Raw genomic sequence first — 20,846 nt, 5'->3', positions numbered from 1 at the left:
ATGAAAAAGTCAAAATTGATTAAGGTAGGTAATTAATATATTATATTTTATGGTAATCGTGGTGGATTTGTTGGCGTAGATTATATTAAATTAGTTTAATGACCATAGCAAAAATATTCCACTAAAGAATTAATTTAGTGGAATATTTTTGTGAATAATAAAGAAGAATAAATTGAAAGGTGAGAAATTGACCGTTATTATTAAGGTGAATTAAGTGTTTGCATTTCACCTGGGTATTTGGTGAAATATTATTAATAAGCATGGACGGGGGGATTACATATAAAAAAAGGGGCGAATTAATAGCAGTAAGACCTGAGAAGGTTATAGAAGCTAGGTTTACTTTAACCTCGCGTCAAAATGATATTTTAGGTATACTATTTACTCAAATTGAAGATGATCATAATGTAGAATATTGTATTGATATTAATAGATATAAAATGCTATATAATATTAAAGATAAAAACAATATTTACGGTGATTTAAAGAAATCAGTAAAAATTTTTGAGGAAAAAGGGTTTCTGATAGTAGGGTCAGCGCCAACATTTCACGTTATCTAAACTAAGAGAGCAAGAAACGAGTAATCTGAACCTACTGCACATTGTATACATATAATCTTCGTAACCGCCATTTGCGCCCCAAAAATAGTGCTCTTAATTATAATTTTAATCAAGGTTAAACTATAAGTGCTATCTCTTTTTCTAGTATAGTTAAGTCGGAAATGTTGGCGCTATCCCGAATTGACCTGACATTACTAAAGTTGTAACACTGAGTACTAATAAAATAGTATAATAAAATTAGGAGAGTGGTGTTACAAATGGCAAAGAAAATATATGATCAAGTATTTAAAGAAAAACTGGTAAAATTAAATATAGAAAATAGTAGAACAATTCCAAGTCTAATTAAAGAGTATGGTGTATCTAGATCAACCCTTAATGTGTGGATTAAAAGCTATTGTGAAGAATGCAAAGAATCAGAAGAAAAAATATCTCCTAGTGTTTATGAGGAAAATAAACTATTAAAAAAGCGAACTACTGAATTAGAAAAGGAAAATGCTTTCTTAAAAAAAGCTGCGGCATTCTTCGCCAAGGAAATAGACAATTAATCTACCAGTTTATATTTGCCAACAATAAAGAGTTTGGCATCAGATGGTTATTACGTCGCTTTGAGCTATCACCTAATGCATATTATAATTATTTAAAATTCAGAAAAAATATCTATAATGAACAAAAGAAATTAGTTTTAAAACATATACAGAAAATTTTCCACAGTGAAAATGGAAAAATGAGATTTAGAATGGTAAAACGCTCATTAGAAAAACAAGGATCTAATTTGAGCTTATTAACTGTGCATAAAATATGAAAGAATTAAATATTAAGTCGGTTTCATTTAGGAAAAGACCTAATTATGTAAAAGGAACCTCACATAAAGTATTATCAAATATCCTAAATAGAGATTTTACAGATGTAGCTAAAAATTTAAAATGGTGTACAGATTTCACCTATATATATCTTTCAAGTGGTAGGATAATGTACAATTGTTCTATTTTAGATCTATATGATAGAAGTATTGTAGCAACTAAAATATCTAATAATATAACCGCTGAACTAGCTATTGATACACTTAGTGAAGCTATATCTAATCATAAGCCCCCTACGGGATTAATAATTCATAGTGATCAGGGATCGCAATATACCTCAAAGGCATTCACTTCCTTTTGCGAGGATAAAAAAATGCAGCAGTCTATGAGCAAAGCAGGTTGTCCATATGGTAACGCTCCTATGGAGTGTTTCTTTGGAAAACTCAAGAATGAACATATTAAGCATTACAGTATTAAAGATGCTCTACATTTAGAAGAACTAATAAATGATTATATTTTTAGAGATTATCACCATAAACGGCCTCATAGTTCTCTGGGAGGATTAACCCCTTTTGAGAAAAGATATTCTAAGTAATTATTTACACACAAGTGTTACAATTTTACTTGACCAGGTCAAATATAACTTATTGTATTTTAAGACAAGGCAAACTTTAAAAAATAAGCTGCTTGTGTAAAGCAGCTTATTCATATCTATATCAATCATTCATAAATATAATAGGTTTTATTTATGAATACATTTATTACTTGTCAAATTTTTTTAAATGGTTAATCACATTCATTGCATTCGCGTCTTTTACATTCATCGCAGTCATGTCTTTTACATTCATTGCATTCGCGTCTTTTACATTCATCGCATTCATGTCTTTTACATTCATTACAATCGTGTCTTTTACATTCATTACAATCGTGTCTTTTACATTCATCGCATTCATGTCTTTTACACTCATTACAATCGTGTCTTTTACATTCATCGCATTCATGTCTTTTACATTCATTACAATCGTGTCTTTTACATTCATCGCATTCATGTCTTTTACATTCATCGCAGTCATGTCTTTTACATTCATTGCATTCGCGTCTTTTACATTCATCGCAGTCATGTCTTTTACACTCATTGCATTCGCGTCTATTACATTCATTACAATCGTGTCTTTTACATTCATCGCATTCATGTCTTTTACACTCATTACAATCGTGTCTTTTACATTCATTGCATTCGCGTCTATTACATTCATTGCATTCATGTCTTTTACATTCATTACAATCGTGTATGAGGGACTTTTTACGTTGTTGTTTATCATATTCGCTCATATCAGCGTGCCAATAACTATACATAGTTTTACCTCCTAGCAGTATCAGTTTTTCTAACTGCTACTCTATGTTATTCAAATAAAAATATACTGTGATTAATTATCTAGTATTAAAATTGAAAATAATAAACAATTGGAACATTTAGAATGCAATTTAAAAGATAAAAATTTATTTTCGAGTCCGGCATAGGAGCCAATAATTTTATGTATACTGAGTAAATAAGTTAACAGAAAGTGTTTCACAAGCTTGGGCAAAAAGAGAGGGGAAGAAATATTTCTTAATAAATGAAAAATACTCTTCATTAATGTATATGTTGGAATGTCCCGATGTACAAGTTAGCCTTACGAAAGGGCCTGATGGATATTTTCGCTTAAACAAAATTATAGATAATAATTCAGCTGTTGCTATATTAGATGGTCCAGATGTATTATCACGTGACCTATTGGACTACACATTTTATAAAAAGGATGAGGTTGAATACCTAAGGGCAGGTGGTGCTACTTATGTATCAGAAGATGCAATTGAAACTTTTCCAACAAAGAATAAATTCAAATTTACAATTAAGAAAGACGGATATGCTAGCTGGTATAAAATAGATAAGGAATCAGCTGGTAAGGAAATTACTGTAGATATACCGAAGAATACAGCCTTTGTAGTTTATGATAGCAATGGAGTTTTAGTGAATGATTCTCTAATTACAGGTATTAAAAAGGTTACATTGTCTAAAAATGGAACAATCGTATTTTTAGGTAATGCACAATCAAAGTTTACGATTCAATATAAGGAATCTTCAAAGCAATAATAAGCAGACTTCAATGGCATAATCCTTACATAGCGCAACTATGTAAGGGTTATAGCGCTTGGTCCGGTACAAAATATCCTGCGGGTCGATACATTTTGAGCAAAGAATGATTTTGTTTAATTTAAAAGCGGCTTTCAAAATTTTTAATGTATATATTATAGTGCCCACAATCCTCCTTGGGGTATAGAAACGATTACTATTAACGTTAGAAAAAGCAAAAGCTACCATGGTTCAAACCAACAGGAATAAAGCGAAAAGCAGTAATTCCAAAGGGAGGTAACAGATGAGAAATACTTCACTAATAATGAAGTCCACATTACCCAACAATGTCATATGGAAATAAATTAATTTTATTCATGTTTACAGATATGTAGAAAAAATGGAACAACGAATATATTAATATTTTTGCATATCATTTAGAATTAGAGGTATTGCAAGAAAAATGTAGAATAAGTATGAATGCAGTATATTTATAGTAATTATTTGTAGAATAATTTTATTTTTGGAGGTATGCGTAAAATATGAAGGATTTTTTAATTATGGGTTTTCTAGTTTTAATTGGAGGAATTATCTTACTTTCAATAACTATTATGTTTATTACAAGGAAAATAAAAATAATAAATCCTAAAATAATATATATTATTCTAGGATTATTTCCTATTATTTTGTTAGTCATTCCTACTGCATTAGTTTCACCATATAAAGGCTATTCTATTGAAAATTTATCACTTTCAATTCCAAGATGTATATATTCTTTGGAGATACTATTAACTGTAATAGTAATTTTAGGTATAGTTAATATGTTCCCAGGGTCTACATTTGTCAGTAAAGATATAAATTACAGTGCTAAGAAAATTGGCTCAGGAGTAAGACTTTTACAGTATTCTATTTTTGGTAACATACTTTATATAATACCAACATTAATATTCATAATATATGCAATTAATTTGATAATTAACACTCCAAATTATGGAAAAGACGCTTTAGGTACCTTCTCTTGGTTTTTCATATGGGGTGTATTGCTTTTTCCAGCAGCTGCACAGCTTTATGTTATTCTAGCAATTTGTATAATTTCTATATTAACTTTAGCAGTTATATTCTTTATAACATCTGTAAATGGAACTATTCGAGTAACTTCAGTAGCAGTAGCAAATAAAAAAATTCGTATATTATACACTATTTCTATGGGATTACCTGTAATCAATGTTATTAGCATGCTTTTCCTATGTTATATTGCAAAGAACAAATTAAAGATTGAATCTATTTATTTTTAAGTTTATTTTTGTTGAAAATCTATGGATAATAAGGGGCTATAGGTACGGCGCCTCTGAATCTTTGTAAAACGGGTGGACAAAAAAGTGGATATAAAATCAAACCAACTAATTAAGAGATCAATTATTAGTACTTACCAATCGTATCTGACTTTTATTTTTACCATAATAACAATTTCCTTGCTCTAAAGAGGTTGTTATTATAATACTTTATGTGTTAACTAATGTTCATTTCTGATAGCATCCAATGCCTTTTTTTCGTATACAACGATTCTTTTAAGACCATTTTCTGATTCTCCACGGTTTAGCTGTGCTAAAATACGCCTACGATAATCTTTGTCATCCAAAAATGATAGTTTATGAGTGGTCTTAAAAATTAGTCCAAATTCTCCAATTGCATGACCCAGTATGGTTGGATGTCCACCTCTTAGTAACATTTTGATAGGGGTTCTAATGTTGGTAGCTCTAAGGAAGAGGTTCTTAGAGAAAAACTTGCATGGTTATTCCAGGAAACATTTGGTGAGGTGATAGTGTACTGGCGTTTGTTGTAAATAATAGTGTTAAGAAAATCTTAGAAAAGAGTTTTATTATTACTATCACAACTGCTTATGGCCTGTATTTTTAATTTATTTATCTACCGCACTAGATTACTTTACTTGTAAAAAATACGGTAATCCTCAGCAAGATTAATCTAATCATATATTTACAAATAAAGGTAGTCATACTGCCGTTTCGGTTCCGTTGCTATAAATGCCCCCATATTTGATATAAAATCATTCCATATAATGAGATGTTATATTTAACAGACTTTCTCGTATCCATTTCTTAATATACCTAATAGCTTGGCATTACTGAGTCCAGTTTCCGTAAGTTCCCCTACAACATTCTCTACCATCTTTAAACCTTGTAAAGCATAAGGATGTAAATTAAATTGGCTAAAAAGATTATGTATTTAATATAGCAATAATTATAAAAATCAATAGAAAAACATTAACAATAGTAGAAATACACATGGTAATTAATCTTTTCTTAACGGAAAGCATGGTATAAGAATAGAAAACTTTGTTGTTGTGGAGGAAATTGAAAACATATTGTTTCATTATAAAGTGGCCAAACTAAGCTAATGCTAAAAAACCTTTATGGATATGAACACTAAGTAGTGGGTAAAATATTTATGCATATAAAAATAGATTAGGCTAGAATACTGACTTGATATTTTTTTAAATGATATTTAAAGTAATGAATAGGAGAGGTGATTACAACGGGAAAAATAAAAGCTTTTTATACAATGCCACATCCACCTATAATAATTCCAGAAGTGGGACGTGGAGAGGAAAAAAAGATAAAAAACACATACGATGCTTGCGTGCGCATTGGAGGCGAAATATCAGAGTTAAAACCAGAAGTAATAATAGTAGTGACACCACATGGAACTATGTTTTCAGATGCCATAGCTCTTTCTTTTGAAAGTTCTATTTCAGGAAATTTAAAGCAATTTGGGGCGTCAAAAGTTTCTATGAATTTTGAAATAGACATGGATTTGACAGGGAAAATTATGGCTAAGGCACGCAGTAATAATATACCGACGGTAGAAGTAAGCACAAGTTTTCTTAAAAAATACGATAGAGAATATGAATTAGATCACGGCAGCATAGTTCCACTGTACTTTGTTGTTGATAGGTATAATTCTTTTAAGCTTGTTCATATTACCTATGGGGGGCTTAGTCCTATACAGTTATATAAATTTGGTAAACTCATTAAAGAGGCAATAGAGGAGAGCAATGAAAATGCTGTATTTATTGGAAGTGGTGATCTTTCACATCATCTTAAAGATGAAGGACCTTATGATTATAATCCCTATGGAGAAGTGTTTGATGCCGAAATAATAAGTCTATTAACAAAGGGTGATGTAGCAGGAGTATTTAATATAAATCCAGAAATGGTTGAAAATGCTGGAGAATGTGGCTTAAGGTCTTATTATATAATGCTTGGAGCAATGGAAGGTAATGAAATAAAGGGAGAACTCCTTTCCTATGAAGGCACCTTCGGAGTGGGTTATGCGGTAATGAAATTTGACCTTAAAAACAGTGATAGAGATACATTATCAGAAATTACTAATGAAAAAAGAAAAAAATATGAGGAAAGAGTAAATAACGAAGATGTTTATGTTAGGCTTGCCAGAGAAAGTCTTACTCATTATCTAATAGAGGGTAATTTCATGGATCAACCAAACTATGTAACAGAGGAAATGATAAATAATAAAAGAGGGGTATTTGTTTCTCTTAAAAAATTTGGGCAGTTAAGGGGCTGCATAGGTACAATTTTTCCTGTAACAGAAAGTGTAGCAAGTGAAATAATGCGAAATGCCATTGAAGCAGGAGAAGGGGACCCAAGGTTTAGTCACGTATCGGAGGGAGAACTTGAGGATATTCTGTTTTCCGTAGATGTTTTAACGGAGCCTATAGCAGCTATAAAAGAACAATTAGATCCTAAAAAATATGGAGTTATTGTGAGAAGTGGTAGAAAGAGTGGACTACTATTACCAGATCTTGCTGGTGTTAATACCATAGAGGAGCAAATAAGTATAGTATTAAATAAAGCATCAATTTCCCCAAATGAAAAATATTCTATAGAAAAGTTTGAGGTTATAAGGCATAAATAGGAGTGGTAATTATGGAAAAAGAAGCTTTGTTTTATGAAAAACAAGGAGAGGTAGTTAAATGCAAACTTTGCCCTCATAATTGCCATATTCCATCAGGCGCTCATGGCATATGTAATGTACGGGTAAATAGCAAGGGAAAACTTTATACGATAAATTATGGAGAAATAACTTCTATGGCTCAAGATCCCATAGAAAAAAAACCACTATATCATTTTAAGCCAGGAAGCAATATACTTTCTGTAGGAAGCTTTGGTTGCAATTTTAGCTGTGGGTTTTGCCAAAATTACTCCATATCCCAAGGGAGAGCAAAGAGCGAATATGTACCACCAGAAAAATTAGTGGAAATATGCAAAAGTCTGGAAGGTAATATTGGGATAGCATTTACATATAATGAACCTTCTATTTGGTATGAATATGTATACAACTCATCAAAACTATTAAAAGAAACGGTAAAAGATATAAATATAGTGGTGGTTACGAATGGCTATATTAAAGAAGAACCTCTAAAGATACTTCTTCCATATGTGGATGCTATGAATATTGATTTAAAAGCGTTAAACAACAAGTATTATAAGGATATATGCGGAGGCAGTGTGACACCTGTTATGGATACTATTAAAATAGCATCAAAACAGTGTCATGTAGAGGTAACTACTCTACTCGTAAATGGAGAAAATGATTCTGCAGAAGAAATTGAGGGAATTGCAGGATTTATTGCCTCATTAAATAAAGATATTCCACTTCATTTATCAAGATATTTTCCAAACTATAAGATGGATAATCCTGCTACAAAAGTTGAGGTAATGTATAAAGATAGGCGAATAGCAAAAAAATATCTTAACTACGTATATTTAGGTAATGTAGCAGGCACAGATAACTCGACTTACTGCCCAAAGTGCAGTTACAAGCTTATTGCAAGAGAGGGATACCAGCTTCATGTTAATACTAGTGATGATATCTGTCCAAAGTGTGGTTATAAAATAAATATTATACTTTAAATTAACAATAATCTCCAAAGCTAAATTTATTTTGCATAAATATAGTTTGGAGGTTTTATTTTAAGAGATTTAATAGATGTTGAGGTACCCGACCACCTACATTCAAACTAATAAAAAAGCCACAGTAAAAAATATACTGTGGCTTTTTTGATTCAATATAACATCTTGGTTTTTTCACACCAATATACTTAACTTCCCCTATTTATACAATTCTTTAACTGCTTCTCTTGTTTCAATTAAGATTTCTTCTACTTCTTTTATATTATTTCTAACCATGCCTATAAATAACATATCTATTATTGCTAGCTGTGATATTCTCGAGCTAATTGCACCTTCCCTTAAAGATTTTTCTACTGCTGGCACACGTAATACTACATCTGAGATATCAGCTATCTTATTATTTACACTAGCCTTTGTTATTGCTATTACTGGAACCTTTCTCTTTTTTGCATTTTCTACACATTTAATAACTTCTCTTGTTTCCCCTGAGTAGGATATTGCTATTGCTACATCACCTGGCTCCATTAGTATAGATGAGGTTATTTGCAAATGTGTATCTGTATGTGATATACATCTCTTATTTATCCTGCTTAACTTATAATAAAGATCTTGACCTACTAAAGCTGATACTCCTACACTAAATACATATATATTTTTAGCATTTATAAGTAATTCTATTGCATTATCTAGTTCTTCTTCCTTTAAAAATCTAACTGTCTGTTCCATGATAGAATCTACTGAATTTTTTATTACATGAATTATATTCTTTGTTCCTAAATCTTTATCCAAGTATTGAAACCCTATATCTTGATCCATTTTATCTAAATTTATAGATAACTTAAGCTTCATTTCATTTAAGCTATTAAAACCTATTTTTTTAGCAAACCTAACCACTGTTGGAGCTGATGTTTTAGTAGTATAGGCTATATCCTTAGCTGACATTGATATAATACTTTTCTTAGTTTCTAATAAATAATTTGCTATTAATTTTTCACTATCTGTAAAACTATCGTAATTTTGCCTTATATATTGTAATACATTCATAATATCACACCCTATTTACATTTGATGTTAGCTCTATTTATTTACTATATTAAAGTAAAATTTTTTACCACCATTTATATATTTTAATAGATAAATATGATTTTGTAAAACAGAAGCTACAACATTTGTCCTATAATCACTCTTTTGACTTGTTTTTAATATTTGTAATTCTCCCATATACCTCATGTAATTTTCGTTATCTATAATAATATCTCCATAATTTTTATCCACTGTATTTAAGGCCTTTATTTTATTTCCATTAAGAACTAATCTACTTTCACTAGCTCTTATAGCATCTCTAGCCTCATCTTCTCTTTGGGTGTAAGTTTCAGTAAGTAATCCTAGGGTTACAGTATCATATTCTTTTAATTCTATAAAAAGCTCTACTGCATCTGGATTTAATCCAGATAGATCTTCTAGTTCTTTTTTGCTTGGAAGTGAATCACCTATAAATACAGATTTATTTCCTAATGCAAACAAATGATTCGCAGCCTCTCTTACTTCTATACCTCTATGATCTTCTAAACTTGGTAGGCCATCATATAATGGGCCTCTTTTTCTATTATTTGATTGTACAAAAGCAGAAGATTCTATTCCTCTTTTACTTAAAATAGAATTTTTTTCTTTCATACATTCTTCTGAAATACCTGTACCCACTCTTGGATAAAAATTATGTAATGCATCAACATTTTTATAATTAGGGGAATATCTATCTAGGTTTTCAAAAAACTTTTTAGTTATTGTTGATGCATTTAGTTGTATTTTAATTCCATAAGTGTTTTTGCTCATTTTAGATACTTCTTCTTCTGTATATCCAAAATCTATTCTTATAGTCTTAACCCCTATATCAAATAGTCCCTTCAAATCCATATCATTTAAGTCTAAAAACTTAAATGTGTTAGGAGAAATATCGCTTATTATATCCATATTATATTTTTTAGCCAATTTGAAAAATTCTTGTGCCTCAGTCTTTAAGATACTATAATTTGCCTCTGGTATATGAAATGAGGTAAATATTCTAGTAAATCCAAGTTTATGGGCCTCATTTAATAACTTTATATTTTCTTCCTTTGTATTGTCTAGTCCAAAATAAATAGAAAAACCATAACTCATAAAAATCCCTCCTCAAATCATAGATTGTTATTCTACTGGATCTTCAAAACCTAACATGTTAGTAAAGAAATATCCACCTATATATGATACCAATACACCTAATAAGAATACTGGCATTTTTCCATTTGCAATTAATAATGCGAGTGGTAATCCTGATACACCTAATGCAACTGCTCCTACCTTAAATATTGCCATAACTGCTCCACCTAGTGCTGCTCCAAAACAAGCTCCAACAAATGGCTTTCCAAGTGGTAATGTTACTCCATATATTAATGGCTCTCCTATTCCTAAAAATCCTGGTATTAATCCATTTTTAGCTACTTTCCTTAATCTTTCATTTTTTGTTTTTCTAAGTACTGCTATAGTAGCTCCTACCTGCGCCATTCCAGCTGTAGCTAATATAGGAAGTAATACTGTAAATCCAACATTAGCTATTAAATCTGCATGTATTGGAGTTAATGCTTGGTGCATTCCTGTCATAACGAGTGGTAAGAATAACCCTCCTGATACTGATCCTGATATAACTGATATTATCATATTATCGGATGCAATAGTTTGAGCTACAACTATTCCTATACTATCTGAAACAAATCCCCCAATTGGTTGAAGTATAAATATTGCTACTAAAACCGAAAGTGTAAGTGTAACGAGTGGTGTAACGAATAAATCCAACACATCTGGTACAAACTTCCTGCAAACCTTTTCAATGTAACAAGCTAAACTTACTACTAATATTACTGAAATAATCCCCCCACGTCCTGGAGTTAATGCTGTTCCAAAAAGAGTTATCTTTGCAAGTGCTGCTGATGATAGAATACCACCTAATACTCCACCCATCATTGGCATTTGTGAACCGAATTCTTTAGCTGCATTTACACCAACTAAAATTGATAATATAGAGAATACGCCATTACCTATAAGCCCTATTATTTGAGCTGCTGTTGTGGTTTTATATACATCACCCAAATATACTCCTGCTATATTATTAACTGCAAGTACAAGCCCAGAAGCTACGAATAGTGGTATTAAGGGAATAAATATATTCCCTAGTTTTTTAAGTATGTTTTTAAACTTAGTGTTATTCTTTTCTTTTAATTTATTTTTAGTTTCTGCTACTGCATCTTCACCTATAACTGGATTTCCCCCAAGTATTTTTGTTACTTCTTCAGTTACCTTATTTACCTTTCCTGGGCCATAAATAACTTGTAACTGTCCCTCTGACTCAACCACTCCAAGGGCTCCTTCAGATTTTTTTATTTTATCTATTTTAGCTTTTGAAAGATCGTTAAGTTCTAATCTGCATCGCGTCATACAGTTTGTAACAGATTTTATATTACTTTTCCCTCCAACTAGCTCCACTAAGTTTTTAGCAATATCTTTATTTACCATAATATTTCCTCCCTATTTTAGATATTATTTAGTGCTTTTGCTATATATCCTTTATTTTCATCTAATATGATTTTTGCTTCCTCTTTATTAAGCTTTGATAATATCATGAATATTGAAAGCTTAACATCAAAATCTGTTTTATTTAATATTTCTGATGCTTCTTCAATAGCTACTCCCGTTGCTTCACAAATTATTAACTTAGCTCTCTCAACTAGTTTTTCATTTGTTGATTTTACATCTACCATAAGGTTGCCATATACTTTACCTAGCTTTATCATAACCCCTGTTGATAACATATTTAGTACTAGTTTCTGAGCTGTTCCTGATTTTAATCTTGTTGATCCTGTCACAACTTCTGCTCCAACTACTGGTTCTATTGATATTTTCGATGTTTTTGAAACTTGTGAATTAGCATTACAAGTAACTGAAATGGTTAATGCTCCTATTTCATTTGCATACTCTAGTCCTCCTATAACATATGGAGTTCTACCTGATGCTGCAAGTCCTACTATTGTATCATTCGCTGTTATATTTTTATTTTTCAAATCTTTTACTGCGAGTTCCTTAGAATCCTCAGCGCCTTCCTTTGCACTAAACATAGCTTGTTTACCACCTGCTATAATCCCTTGTACTAGTTCTTCAGAAATTCCATATGTAGGTGGACATTCTGATGCATCTAAAATTCCAAGTCTTCCGGAAGTTCCTGCACCTATATAAATTAATCTCCCACCTTTATACATTCTTAAAGTTATACAATCTATGGCTTCTACTATTTTAGGAAGTTCCTTTTCCACGGCTTCTGCTACCTTTTTATCTTCATTATTTATTATTTTCACCATTTCTAAGGTTGAAATTTTATCTATGTCCATGGTATTTTCATTTCTACTTTCTGTTGTTAGTTTTTTTAAGTTTAATATATCCATATTTCCTCCTTTATTGCTGATCATTTTTCTTTTGTGTACGGTTTCATCTTATGAGATTATATTAGCATAACTGAAATTGCATTTCAAGTATTTTTTAAAAAAAAGTTATTTCATTTCATTCATGTTTTGTGAATATATTCCTTATCCTTCTTGCTTTCATTAATAATAACGTAATCAGTGATAAACCTAAGTATTTTCAAAAAATATAATGCATAAAACTTGAAAATTATGCTACAATTAGAATAAGAATGTATAAAATATTCATATGATAGCATAGATTGGAAATATGAGCTTAATTGTATATAATGAATATAACAGAGAAATAAAGCTCAATTTTATCTAACATAGCATAATTCATAAAAAATAATTGAAATTTACGGAGGATATAACATATGAGAATAGCTGACGCTATAATAAAGACACTTTCACTTAATGAAGTGAATTACGTATTTGGAATACCATCTGCAACATTTGCGGGTATACTTGATGCTTTAAATGACAGTGATATAGAATTTATAATAACAAAGAATGAAGCAGGGGCTACTTACTGCGCTACAAAATATTCTGATTTATCAAATAAATTAGGGGTATGTATGTTGGCAGGTGGTGTAGGTGTAAACAATGCCATCAATGGAATTGCAGACGCGCAAAGAAATAAACTTCCTATGCTTGTTATAAATGGGGATATAAAAAGGTCTTTCATGGGCAAAGGTGCTTTGCAAGAATTTGATAATATAAAATTGCTTAGTAGCTTAACAAAATACTCGAAAAATATTCTAAATGAAGATGAAGTTATTGAAGAGATTGAAAAAGCGATTACAATAGCCATGACACCACCATGTGGTCCCGTTGCATTATCAATTCCTTTTGATATTCAAAATAATGAATTTAAAGGAATTCTTCCTACTAATAAAATAGTCATTGAAGCAATGCATTTTGATGAAAAAAGTTTAAAAGAAGCTATTAATGAGATTAATAATACTCAAAAGGGATTAATCTTAGTTGGTAGAGGTTCAAGAGGTATTAGTAAAGAAATAAAAGCATTAAGCGAAAAACTTAAATGGCCTGTAATGTCTACACCCAATGGTAAAGGGATTGTGCACACAGACTTCCCTTATTATATTGGAAATTATGGATTTTGTTCAGCAGATGGAGCTGTGGAGTATGTAGAGAAAGAACAATTTGGTTGTCTATTAATCCTTGGTTCATCTTTAGGACAAGCTGCAACAAGGGATTACAATGATATTCTCGTTAAAGATAGAAAAGTTATAAGAATAGACTGGGATGTAGCGGAGTTTAATAAAGTTTTTAAAGAAGATATTTCTGTTTGTTGCGACCTAAAACAAGCAGTAACTTTGATTAGTAACAATGTATCAGTAAAGGAAAATCCATTCATTAAACCTTTGATGAATAAGCCTTATGTAAAGAACCATACAGGGATGTCTTTAAGACTATTTACTGAAAAAATATCAGACTTACTGCCTGCGGATACTTGTTTCGTAAGTGATATGGGGGATTTTTTTAATTGTTTATTTAAGTATATGCCAATAAAAGAGACAATGGATTTTCAAACAAGTATAAATTACGCATGTATGGGAACCGGTGTAGGGGGAGTTGTAGGTTCATACTTAGCTAATCCTGATAGAACATATGCCGTAATGGTAGGCGATGGTGGATTTTACATGAATGGAATGGAAATACTAACAGCTAAAGAATATAATATACCTATTATCTACTTTGTTGTAAATAATTCAATGTTAGGACTTGTTAATAATGGATTAAATGTACTATATGGTAGAAGTTGCAAAGGCAAAGTTAAATTTGCTAAAAAAAGTATAGCTTCTATTGCAGACGCCATGGGAGTAGAAGCTATACAGATAACCTCAAATGAGGAAGTTGATAACATAAAGGACTTGCTACACAATAGAACACAACCATTACTTATTGAATTAGTTACTGATGGTTCAGAAATTGTTATAGATACTGATAGATTACAAAAAGTTAAATCATCTCCTGCGGAGAGCTGTGCAGATTCGAGAAGATGAATTTGAATTAAATGAAGAAGTAATAAATTAAGAGCATCCGTTTGGATGCTCTTTTATCAATCTCAGTCGCAAGTTATTTAGGGGAATGTCCCGGGGGACATTAACAAATTGGGAATACAATTTGTCTTGCTAAAACTTAATCTGCGGAGTAGCTTTTTCTTTCTCATCCACATTGAAGAAAGGTTCTTCTTTGAAACTAAACATGCTTGCAATCAGGCTTGATGGAAACATTTGTACAGAGTTATTGTAATCCATAGCAACATCGTTGTAAAATTGCCTTGCATAGCTAATTTTATCCTCTGCTTTTGACAATTCTCCCTGAAGCTCAAGAAAATTTGTATTTGCCTTAAGTTCTGGATATGCTTCTGCTACAGCAAACAATTTTCCAAGAACCTGTGTTAACTCACCATTAGCCTTCATCATATCGCCAGGTGTATTTGAGGAAAGATAGTTAGTTCTGGCTGAGGTTACTTCTTCAAAGGTACTACGTTCATGATTAGCATAGCCTTTTACAATTTCAACTAGGTTAGGGATAAGATCAAATCTTCTTTTTAGCTGTACGTCTATTTGGCTCCATGAATTCCTCACCTTATTACGTTTGATTATGAGGTTATTATAAAGAAAAATCAGTATCAGTACTAGTGCAGATATTATAATTACTGGAATTAACATAAAAATCGCTCCTTTATTCTTTTTTAATTATGACGCATTAAAATGCGCCACCGCCGCCACAACCGCCACCGCCACCGGAACTACCGCCACTAAAGCCACCACCACCACCAGAAGATGATGAATTCTCAGAACTTGCAACGCTTTGTGCTGTGGAAATTGCACCCTCCACGGTATGGATAGTATCATCAAACATTGCACCAAAGCCACTGAAGTAACCATAGCTTGCCCCATACATATAGGTGAGATTATTATTATTATTTAGATCCTCATCGCTGAAAACAATAGGAAGCTGTTTTATAACTTCCTTTGCGACGCCAAGAGAAATGGCGTATACAAGATAGTGTTCCCATAATATAATAGACGGAATTTCAGCTTTATCTAATCTGCTGAAGTCTTTTAAAAAGTTTTTGAAGGACTGCCACATTGCATGCTGCTCATTTCCATATGCTGTTCTTCTTTTTATTAATGTTGAGAAAATCACCATTATAACCCCTTGAATTATGGCAACTACAGCAATTGGAGTAAACAGTAGTAATGTAACAGCTATTCCAATTAATAAATAAGAAAATCCTGTTAATGTTCCAAGTAAGATTCCCTTTTTACAGGTTTGATCAAAAAAATCATTTTTAGCAGCTTCCTCACATGCGAGTGTATTCCATTTATCATAATCAGCCTTAAATTCTAGTGCTTCACTCTTTTCTTTAACATAATCCTTTATTTCATCAAGGGCAACATAATTTCCGTTTCCTATTTTACCTATAAACCAGCTTATCAAAAACTCTTCGTGCGTCTTTAAAGTTATTGATGGTGCTTTTTCATTTAAGGTAATTACATATTTATCTATCTCCTTACTATTAAAGAAACCCTTTTTAGTAATCTTATTTTGAGAAATTATAAGTTTCTTCTTTCTTGCAAGATCCATAAGGGTAGCCATTACATCTCTAGTATTTACTTTGCCAAAGGACATTAAAACACTCATTTCTGCGGGGGTATAATCACCCGGAAGCTCCCTGTAATACTTGCCATAAAAGTTTGGTTTAATTTCTTTATCATATTTTATATATATATAATAAATTATTGGAAACCATAACAGTATGAGAACTATTGCTAGAGGGTTGCCTACAGATTTACGCTGCGATTGCATTTCAACCTGCTGCTGCACCTCCTTCCTTGATTCCTCTCTTGTTTTATTTGCTTCATCCGCAAGGGTAGCTTCATTTGCCATTATTCTAGGTAGTGCAGTTTCATCTACTACATTACTCGATCCAGGAACAAGATTTATAGGGAATAAAACCAGGGTTTCTATAAAAGTACCCGGTGACACTGTAGGCACAGTAAATTCTACAGTACGGTTATCTAATATGGAAGATTCGCCTATAAGGGGCCCATGAGCAAATATTTTCAACTCCTCTTTTGTAGCTCCAGGTGGAAGTGTTATTTTTATTTTTATGTTATCCAATCTAGTTTTCCACCTAGAGTCAACTATCTTTCTGTTAAACTCTGCAGTGTCCTTATATTTTGTAACAGCATCAATTAACTTGTATTTTATAACAAAGGTTTTTTCTTGATTTTTTGAAACCTCAAAAAGCTTAAGCCTTGCCAAGGTTCCTTCCTCTATAAAGTTATAGGTGCCTGGTTTGCCTGTGGCATCAAGAGAATTACCGGGATTTAGCTGAAGTTCTTTTAAATTATCATTTTCCAGTACATAAACTTTTTTGTCTTTTATGCCTTTTGTAAAAGAAAAATCAACATCTCTAGTAACTCCATTAAACTTACCGTCGAAATTATAAGTAAGCCGCTCTTCAAAGTCAGCTGAACCGTCCTTATTTACTATTACATTAATAGCATACCTAGATAAATTATATGTTTTAGTTCCCGAAGCATATACTTGTTGTCCAAATGTAGAGAGAGTAAAAAGAACAATTGCCAAAAACATTTTAGTAAAAATTATTGTGAAACCCTTTTTCATAAATTCACCTTCCTATAATCTTATTATATACAATTTATTCAAGGAATTCACTATATTTCATATTTTAACGTCATTTTAAAAGGAAAGTTTAATTATGAATGTAGCTAAAGATTTAAAATCAGTAAATAGAGAATTATGTTTTGAAAAATTTGAATTATTTAATACGTCATGCAAAGTCATTTATGAAAGTGACGATAAGGCTAGTGGATTTTCAGCTATTGAAATAGCTGAAAAATTAAACATACAAAGAACTAATGCCTGCAGTGATTTAAATGCTTTAATTAGAGAAGGAAGAATAGAGAAAATTAAAGGGAAGCCAGTTTTATATACAGTGAATAATTATGAGAAACCGGCTAAACGTGATGAATAATGGTACATTATTAGATTTACCAGACAATGTTGGTATTGAAAGAAATGTTATAGTTGATGGTAATGGTGCATACCCTATAAGTGTAGGACATCTACCAGTAAATAGACAAATACAAAATAAAGAATATTCAGGAATTCTGCTACAGCAAAATTTCTGATATAACGGGTGCTATCACTTCACCATTTTCAAGAGGAACAATGATTGAACTCTGCACACCAATTTAAGGTAATTATGGTATAATTAAATAGGAATTTTCTGTCGTAATACTTGAAAATGATGATTACATAAAGCTTGTAAAACAGTTTGATAGACAAATATAAAGTAATTATAGCTGTAGGAGATGAAGGAATGAATAGTATTTTCAATTTATCTGAATATATGAATAATGGCATTGAAAATGTTGTAAGGGGGATATTAAAGGCATCCTTTAAAAATACAAAAGAAACAGCATTTGTATTAAAATATGTATTATCAAGTAGGGAAGCAAAAAAGAAGAGAGGGAGATTTGAAAGAAAAGGAGAAAATGTTCCTGCATTTTTGATTTCTAGCATAACCAGTAGATGTAACCTGTTTTGTAAAGGTTGCTATGCAAGGGAATTTAACTCCTGTGGAGAAGGAGTACAAAAACAACAGTTGTCTACCGAAAGATGGGAAAGTATTTTTATGGAAGCTAGGGAGATTGGAATTTCTTTTATACTGCTTGCAGGTGGAGAACCTTTAATGAGAAAAGATGTTATAGAAAAAGCAGCAAAGGTGAAAGAGATTATGTTTCCTATATTCACCAATGGTGTAATGCTCCAGGAAGAGTATATAAAGCTATTCCATGAAAATAGAAATCTTGTACCTATACTTAGCATTGAAGGAGATATGGAGCAGACAGATGGTAGGCGAGGGGAAGGAACTTATGAAGTTTTAATGAATGTAATGGACAAACTTAAGGAAAAAGGTATTTTGTTTGGGGCTTCTGCTACGGTGACAACTGAAAATTTCATGACTGTCTCCAGTAAAGCTTTTTTTGACAAGCTATACAATAAAGGCTGTAGGGCATTAGTTTTTGTAGAATACGTGCCCGTGACAAAAGAAACATGGAAGCTTGCACCTACTGAGAATGAGCGCAAAAAATTGGAATGTGAGCAGCACAAACTTAGAAAGCACTATGAAGATGCTATTTTTCTATCCTTTCCTGGTGATGAGAAATACTCAGGGGGATGTCTTGCAGCTGGAAGAGGCTTCTTCCACATTAATGTAGATGGTTCAGCAGAACCCTGTCCTTTCTCACCTTATTCTGATACAAACTTAAAGGAATGTACTTTAAGAGAGGCTCTGAAGTCGCCACTATTTACAAAACTTAATGAAACAGGAATGCTGATTGGAGAACATGCGGGTGGTTGCCTTCTTTTTGAGAAAGAAAAGGAAGTTAAAGAATTAATTAGCAGCGGTAAATAAATTTAAAACATATATTCGCAAATTTAATAATGAAAAGGAGTGAATTTTTTATGAATATTAATGCAAATATAAGGTCAATGGTTAATGATTTCTCAAAAATAGAAGAAGTAGAGGGCATCTTATTAGCTGGATCACACGCAACAAAAACTAATGATAAAGATTCGGATTATGATATATACATTTATACATCTAAGGAAATACCAATATTAAAGAGAAAGGTAATTACTGATAAATATTGTAGTTACATGGAACTAAATAATACCTTTTGGGAAACCGAAGATGATGGATTTCTAAAAGAAGGTAATATCCCAGTAGAAATTATATATAGAGACTTAGATTGGATTGATGGTTTATTAAATAGAAACTTAGTAAAATGTGAAGCAGATGCAGGATATACAACTTGCTTTTGGGCTAACTTCATAAATTCGATTATACTGTATGATAAAAATGGTGATTTAAATAAGCTGAAACAGAAATATGAGATAGGATATCCTTATGAATTAAAGCAAAACATAATAAAAAAGAACTATCCACTACTAAAGCTTCAAATGCCTTCATATTATTATCAAATTGAGAAGGCTTTAAAAAGAAATGATTTTATTAGTGTAAATCATAGAGTAGCAGCATTGTTTGCAAGTTATTTTGATATTATATTTGCAATAAATGAAATGCCGCATCCAGGTGAGAAAAAAATTCTTAAGATCATAAAAGATAATAATTTAAGCGTGCCTACAGATATGGGAATAAACGTTAATAATATTTTAAAGTATTCAGCAGTAAATGATATAACAATATTATTAGAAATAGATTTATTGATTGATAAATTAGATATATTGCTAAAGAATGAGGGGATACCATATGGTAGATAGTTCTTATTAACAACCCCCTCGACGAATCAAGATTGAAAGTGAAATATCATTATTTTGAAACTTCCATAGAGTTGGATTTTAGCTAGCATTTTATAAACTATATTAGTTGAAATAAAATCTGAATTTTGAAAAATAAGAAATATGAATGCAGAGGTGAATGATTTGTCATGTAAATCTAAATATGCTTTGATTATTGTAAGTTTAGTTTTAGTAGGGATTTTTTTTATGTATGGTAGTGTAAATTCTAAGAATAAAAATCCTAAAACTATACTTCCTGAAACTACTGGGGTAGAGACTTTTAGTGGCGTTGTAAAAAATATTGAAACTATTGAAAACATTGTTTTTATAGTTGTCGGTAAAGATAGTAAAGAAACAGTTTATTATACAAGCACAGGTAGGGCTGTTGCAAAGGAAGTTTTAAATCTCAAGGTTGGTGATAATGTGGATTTAAAATATGCACGTGGAGCTCCCAAAAAATACAAAGAAGTAATTGCAATGCCACTATTAAATATTAAAGTTATAGAATAAATTAATTTTTATTTACTATACACTATAAGACATATGTATGTTTTTTAGACAGTTTT

Annotated in this window: 21 protein-coding genes; 13 read left to right on the top strand and 8 right to left on the bottom strand. The window is 31.4% G+C overall.

The window, feature by feature from the left end:
• The first annotated feature begins 218 nt into the window (after positions 1–218).
• The 3 genes from ACWJJ2_RS06380 (at position 219) to ACWJJ2_RS06370 (ending at position 1,952) form a co-directional block, all read left to right on the top strand.
• Positions 219–557: a RepB family plasmid replication initiator protein gene (locus ACWJJ2_RS06380; RefSeq protein ID WP_462954014.1), complete on the top strand. Its 339-nt coding sequence runs from the start codon at positions 219–221 to the stop codon at positions 555–557.
• 257 nt (positions 558–814) lie between these two features.
• Entirely contained in the window at positions 815–1,102 is a 288-nt protein-coding gene (locus ACWJJ2_RS06375) for a transposase (RefSeq protein WP_462954013.1), read from the top strand.
• A gap of 253 nt (positions 1,103–1,355) precedes the next feature.
• Complete coding sequence (locus tag ACWJJ2_RS06370; protein ID WP_462954012.1) at positions 1,356–1,952, top strand: IS3 family transposase; 597 nt, start codon at positions 1,356–1,358, stop codon at positions 1,950–1,952.
• Between the two features lie 166 nt (positions 1,953–2,118).
• Here ACWJJ2_RS06370 and ACWJJ2_RS06365 read toward each other — a convergent pair whose 3' ends face one another.
• Positions 2,119–2,637 carry a hypothetical protein gene (locus ACWJJ2_RS06365; protein WP_462954011.1) on the bottom strand — a complete coding sequence of 173 codons (519 nt, stop codon included), beginning with the start codon at positions 2,635–2,637 and terminating at the stop codon, positions 2,119–2,121.
• A gap of 356 nt (positions 2,638–2,993) precedes the next feature.
• Between ACWJJ2_RS06365 and ACWJJ2_RS06360 the strand changes: the two genes are divergently transcribed.
• Both ACWJJ2_RS06360 and ACWJJ2_RS06355 read left to right on the top strand, forming a co-directional pair.
• Complete coding sequence (locus tag ACWJJ2_RS06360; RefSeq protein WP_220287073.1) at positions 2,994–3,491, top strand: hypothetical protein; 498 nt, start codon at positions 2,994–2,996, stop codon at positions 3,489–3,491.
• Positions 3,492–4,012: 521 nt separating this feature from the next.
• Entirely contained in the window at positions 4,013–4,765 is a 753-nt protein-coding gene (locus tag ACWJJ2_RS06355; protein ID WP_462954010.1) for a hypothetical protein, read from the top strand.
• 218 nt (positions 4,766–4,983) lie between these two features.
• On the opposite strand, the gene ACWJJ2_RS06350 is transcribed toward ACWJJ2_RS06355, so the two are convergent.
• Entirely contained in the window at positions 4,984–5,199 is a 216-nt protein-coding gene (locus ACWJJ2_RS06350; protein WP_216302941.1) for a Tn3 family transposase, read from the bottom strand.
• An 851-nt stretch (positions 5,200–6,050) separates the two neighbouring features.
• Here ACWJJ2_RS06350 and amrA point away from each other — a divergent pair.
• Entirely contained in the window at positions 6,051–7,424 is a 1,374-nt protein-coding gene (gene amrA / locus ACWJJ2_RS06345; RefSeq protein WP_462954320.1) for an AmmeMemoRadiSam system protein A, read from the top strand.
• 11 nt (positions 7,425–7,435) lie between these two features.
• Positions 7,436–8,422, top strand: a complete 987-nt coding sequence (amrS, locus tag ACWJJ2_RS06340; protein WP_462954009.1) for an AmmeMemoRadiSam system radical SAM enzyme — start codon at positions 7,436–7,438, stop codon at positions 8,420–8,422.
• Positions 8,423–8,620: 198 nt separating this feature from the next.
• Here amrS and ACWJJ2_RS06335 read toward each other — a convergent pair whose 3' ends face one another.
• Genes ACWJJ2_RS06335 through murQ form a run of 4 tightly spaced genes read right to left on the bottom strand, consistent with a single transcriptional unit; the run spans position 8,621 to position 12,891 of the window.
• On the bottom strand, positions 8,621–9,466 hold the full coding sequence (locus ACWJJ2_RS06335; protein WP_462954008.1) for a MurR/RpiR family transcriptional regulator: 846 nt from the start codon (positions 9,464–9,466) through the stop codon (positions 8,621–8,623).
• A gap of 33 nt (positions 9,467–9,499) precedes the next feature.
• Positions 9,500–10,579: a DUF871 domain-containing protein gene (locus ACWJJ2_RS06330; RefSeq protein ID WP_216302944.1), complete on the bottom strand. Its 1,080-nt coding sequence runs from the start codon at positions 10,577–10,579 to the stop codon at positions 9,500–9,502.
• 27 nt (positions 10,580–10,606) lie between these two features.
• The gene (locus tag ACWJJ2_RS06325) at positions 10,607–11,968 is read right to left on the bottom strand and encodes a PTS transporter subunit EIIC (RefSeq protein ID WP_216302945.1); all 1,362 of its coding nucleotides are present in this window, start codon (positions 11,966–11,968) and stop codon (positions 10,607–10,609) included.
• A gap of 17 nt (positions 11,969–11,985) precedes the next feature.
• On the bottom strand, positions 11,986–12,891 hold the full coding sequence (gene murQ / locus ACWJJ2_RS06320) for an N-acetylmuramic acid 6-phosphate etherase (RefSeq protein WP_216302946.1): 906 nt from the start codon (positions 12,889–12,891) through the stop codon (positions 11,986–11,988).
• A 392-nt stretch (positions 12,892–13,283) separates the two neighbouring features.
• On the opposite strand from murQ, the gene ACWJJ2_RS06315 reads away from it, so the two are divergent.
• Positions 13,284–14,936 carry a thiamine pyrophosphate-binding protein gene (locus tag ACWJJ2_RS06315; protein WP_462954007.1) on the top strand — a complete coding sequence of 551 codons (1,653 nt, stop codon included), beginning with the start codon at positions 13,284–13,286 and terminating at the stop codon, positions 14,934–14,936.
• A gap of 129 nt (positions 14,937–15,065) precedes the next feature.
• On the opposite strand, the gene ACWJJ2_RS06310 is transcribed toward ACWJJ2_RS06315, so the two are convergent.
• Together ACWJJ2_RS06310 and ACWJJ2_RS06305 are read right to left on the bottom strand one after the other, a co-directional pair.
• Positions 15,066–15,524 (bottom strand): LemA family protein, encoded by a 459-nt coding sequence (locus tag ACWJJ2_RS06310; RefSeq protein ID WP_258280710.1) that lies wholly within the window; start codon positions 15,522–15,524, stop codon positions 15,066–15,068.
• A 121-nt stretch (positions 15,525–15,645) separates the two neighbouring features.
• Positions 15,646–17,577, bottom strand: a complete 1,932-nt coding sequence (locus ACWJJ2_RS06305) for a DUF2207 domain-containing protein (RefSeq protein WP_462954006.1) — start codon at positions 17,575–17,577, stop codon at positions 15,646–15,648.
• Between the two features lie 94 nt (positions 17,578–17,671).
• On the opposite strand from ACWJJ2_RS06305, the gene ACWJJ2_RS06300 reads away from it, so the two are divergent.
• The 5 genes from ACWJJ2_RS06300 to ACWJJ2_RS06280 all read left to right on the top strand — a co-directional run bounded on the left by ACWJJ2_RS06300 (position 17,672) and on the right by ACWJJ2_RS06280 (position 20,790).
• Positions 17,672–17,947: a hypothetical protein gene (locus ACWJJ2_RS06300; RefSeq protein ID WP_220287084.1), complete on the top strand. Its 276-nt coding sequence runs from the start codon at positions 17,672–17,674 to the stop codon at positions 17,945–17,947.
• Positions 17,940–18,104: a family 4 glycosyl hydrolase gene (locus ACWJJ2_RS06295; protein ID WP_220287085.1), complete on the top strand. Its 165-nt coding sequence runs from the start codon at positions 17,940–17,942 to the stop codon at positions 18,102–18,104. Before ACWJJ2_RS06300 ends, ACWJJ2_RS06295 begins: the two co-directional genes overlap by 8 nt.
• A 191-nt stretch (positions 18,105–18,295) precedes the next feature.
• Positions 18,296–19,393: a radical SAM protein gene (locus tag ACWJJ2_RS06290; protein WP_216302950.1), complete on the top strand. Its 1,098-nt coding sequence runs from the start codon at positions 18,296–18,298 to the stop codon at positions 19,391–19,393.
• 50 nt (positions 19,394–19,443) lie between these two features.
• Positions 19,444–20,262 (top strand): DUF4037 domain-containing protein, encoded by an 819-nt coding sequence (locus ACWJJ2_RS06285; RefSeq protein WP_462954005.1) that lies wholly within the window; start codon positions 19,444–19,446, stop codon positions 20,260–20,262.
• A gap of 141 nt (positions 20,263–20,403) precedes the next feature.
• Positions 20,404–20,790 (top strand): hypothetical protein, encoded by a 387-nt coding sequence (locus ACWJJ2_RS06280; RefSeq protein WP_462954004.1) that lies wholly within the window; start codon positions 20,404–20,406, stop codon positions 20,788–20,790.
• The last annotated feature ends 56 nt before the right edge of the window (positions 20,791–20,846 follow it).

This window comes from Clostridium sp. CM039 (assembly GCF_055081075.1).
This window is presented reverse-complemented; position numbering and strand designations above follow the sequence as displayed.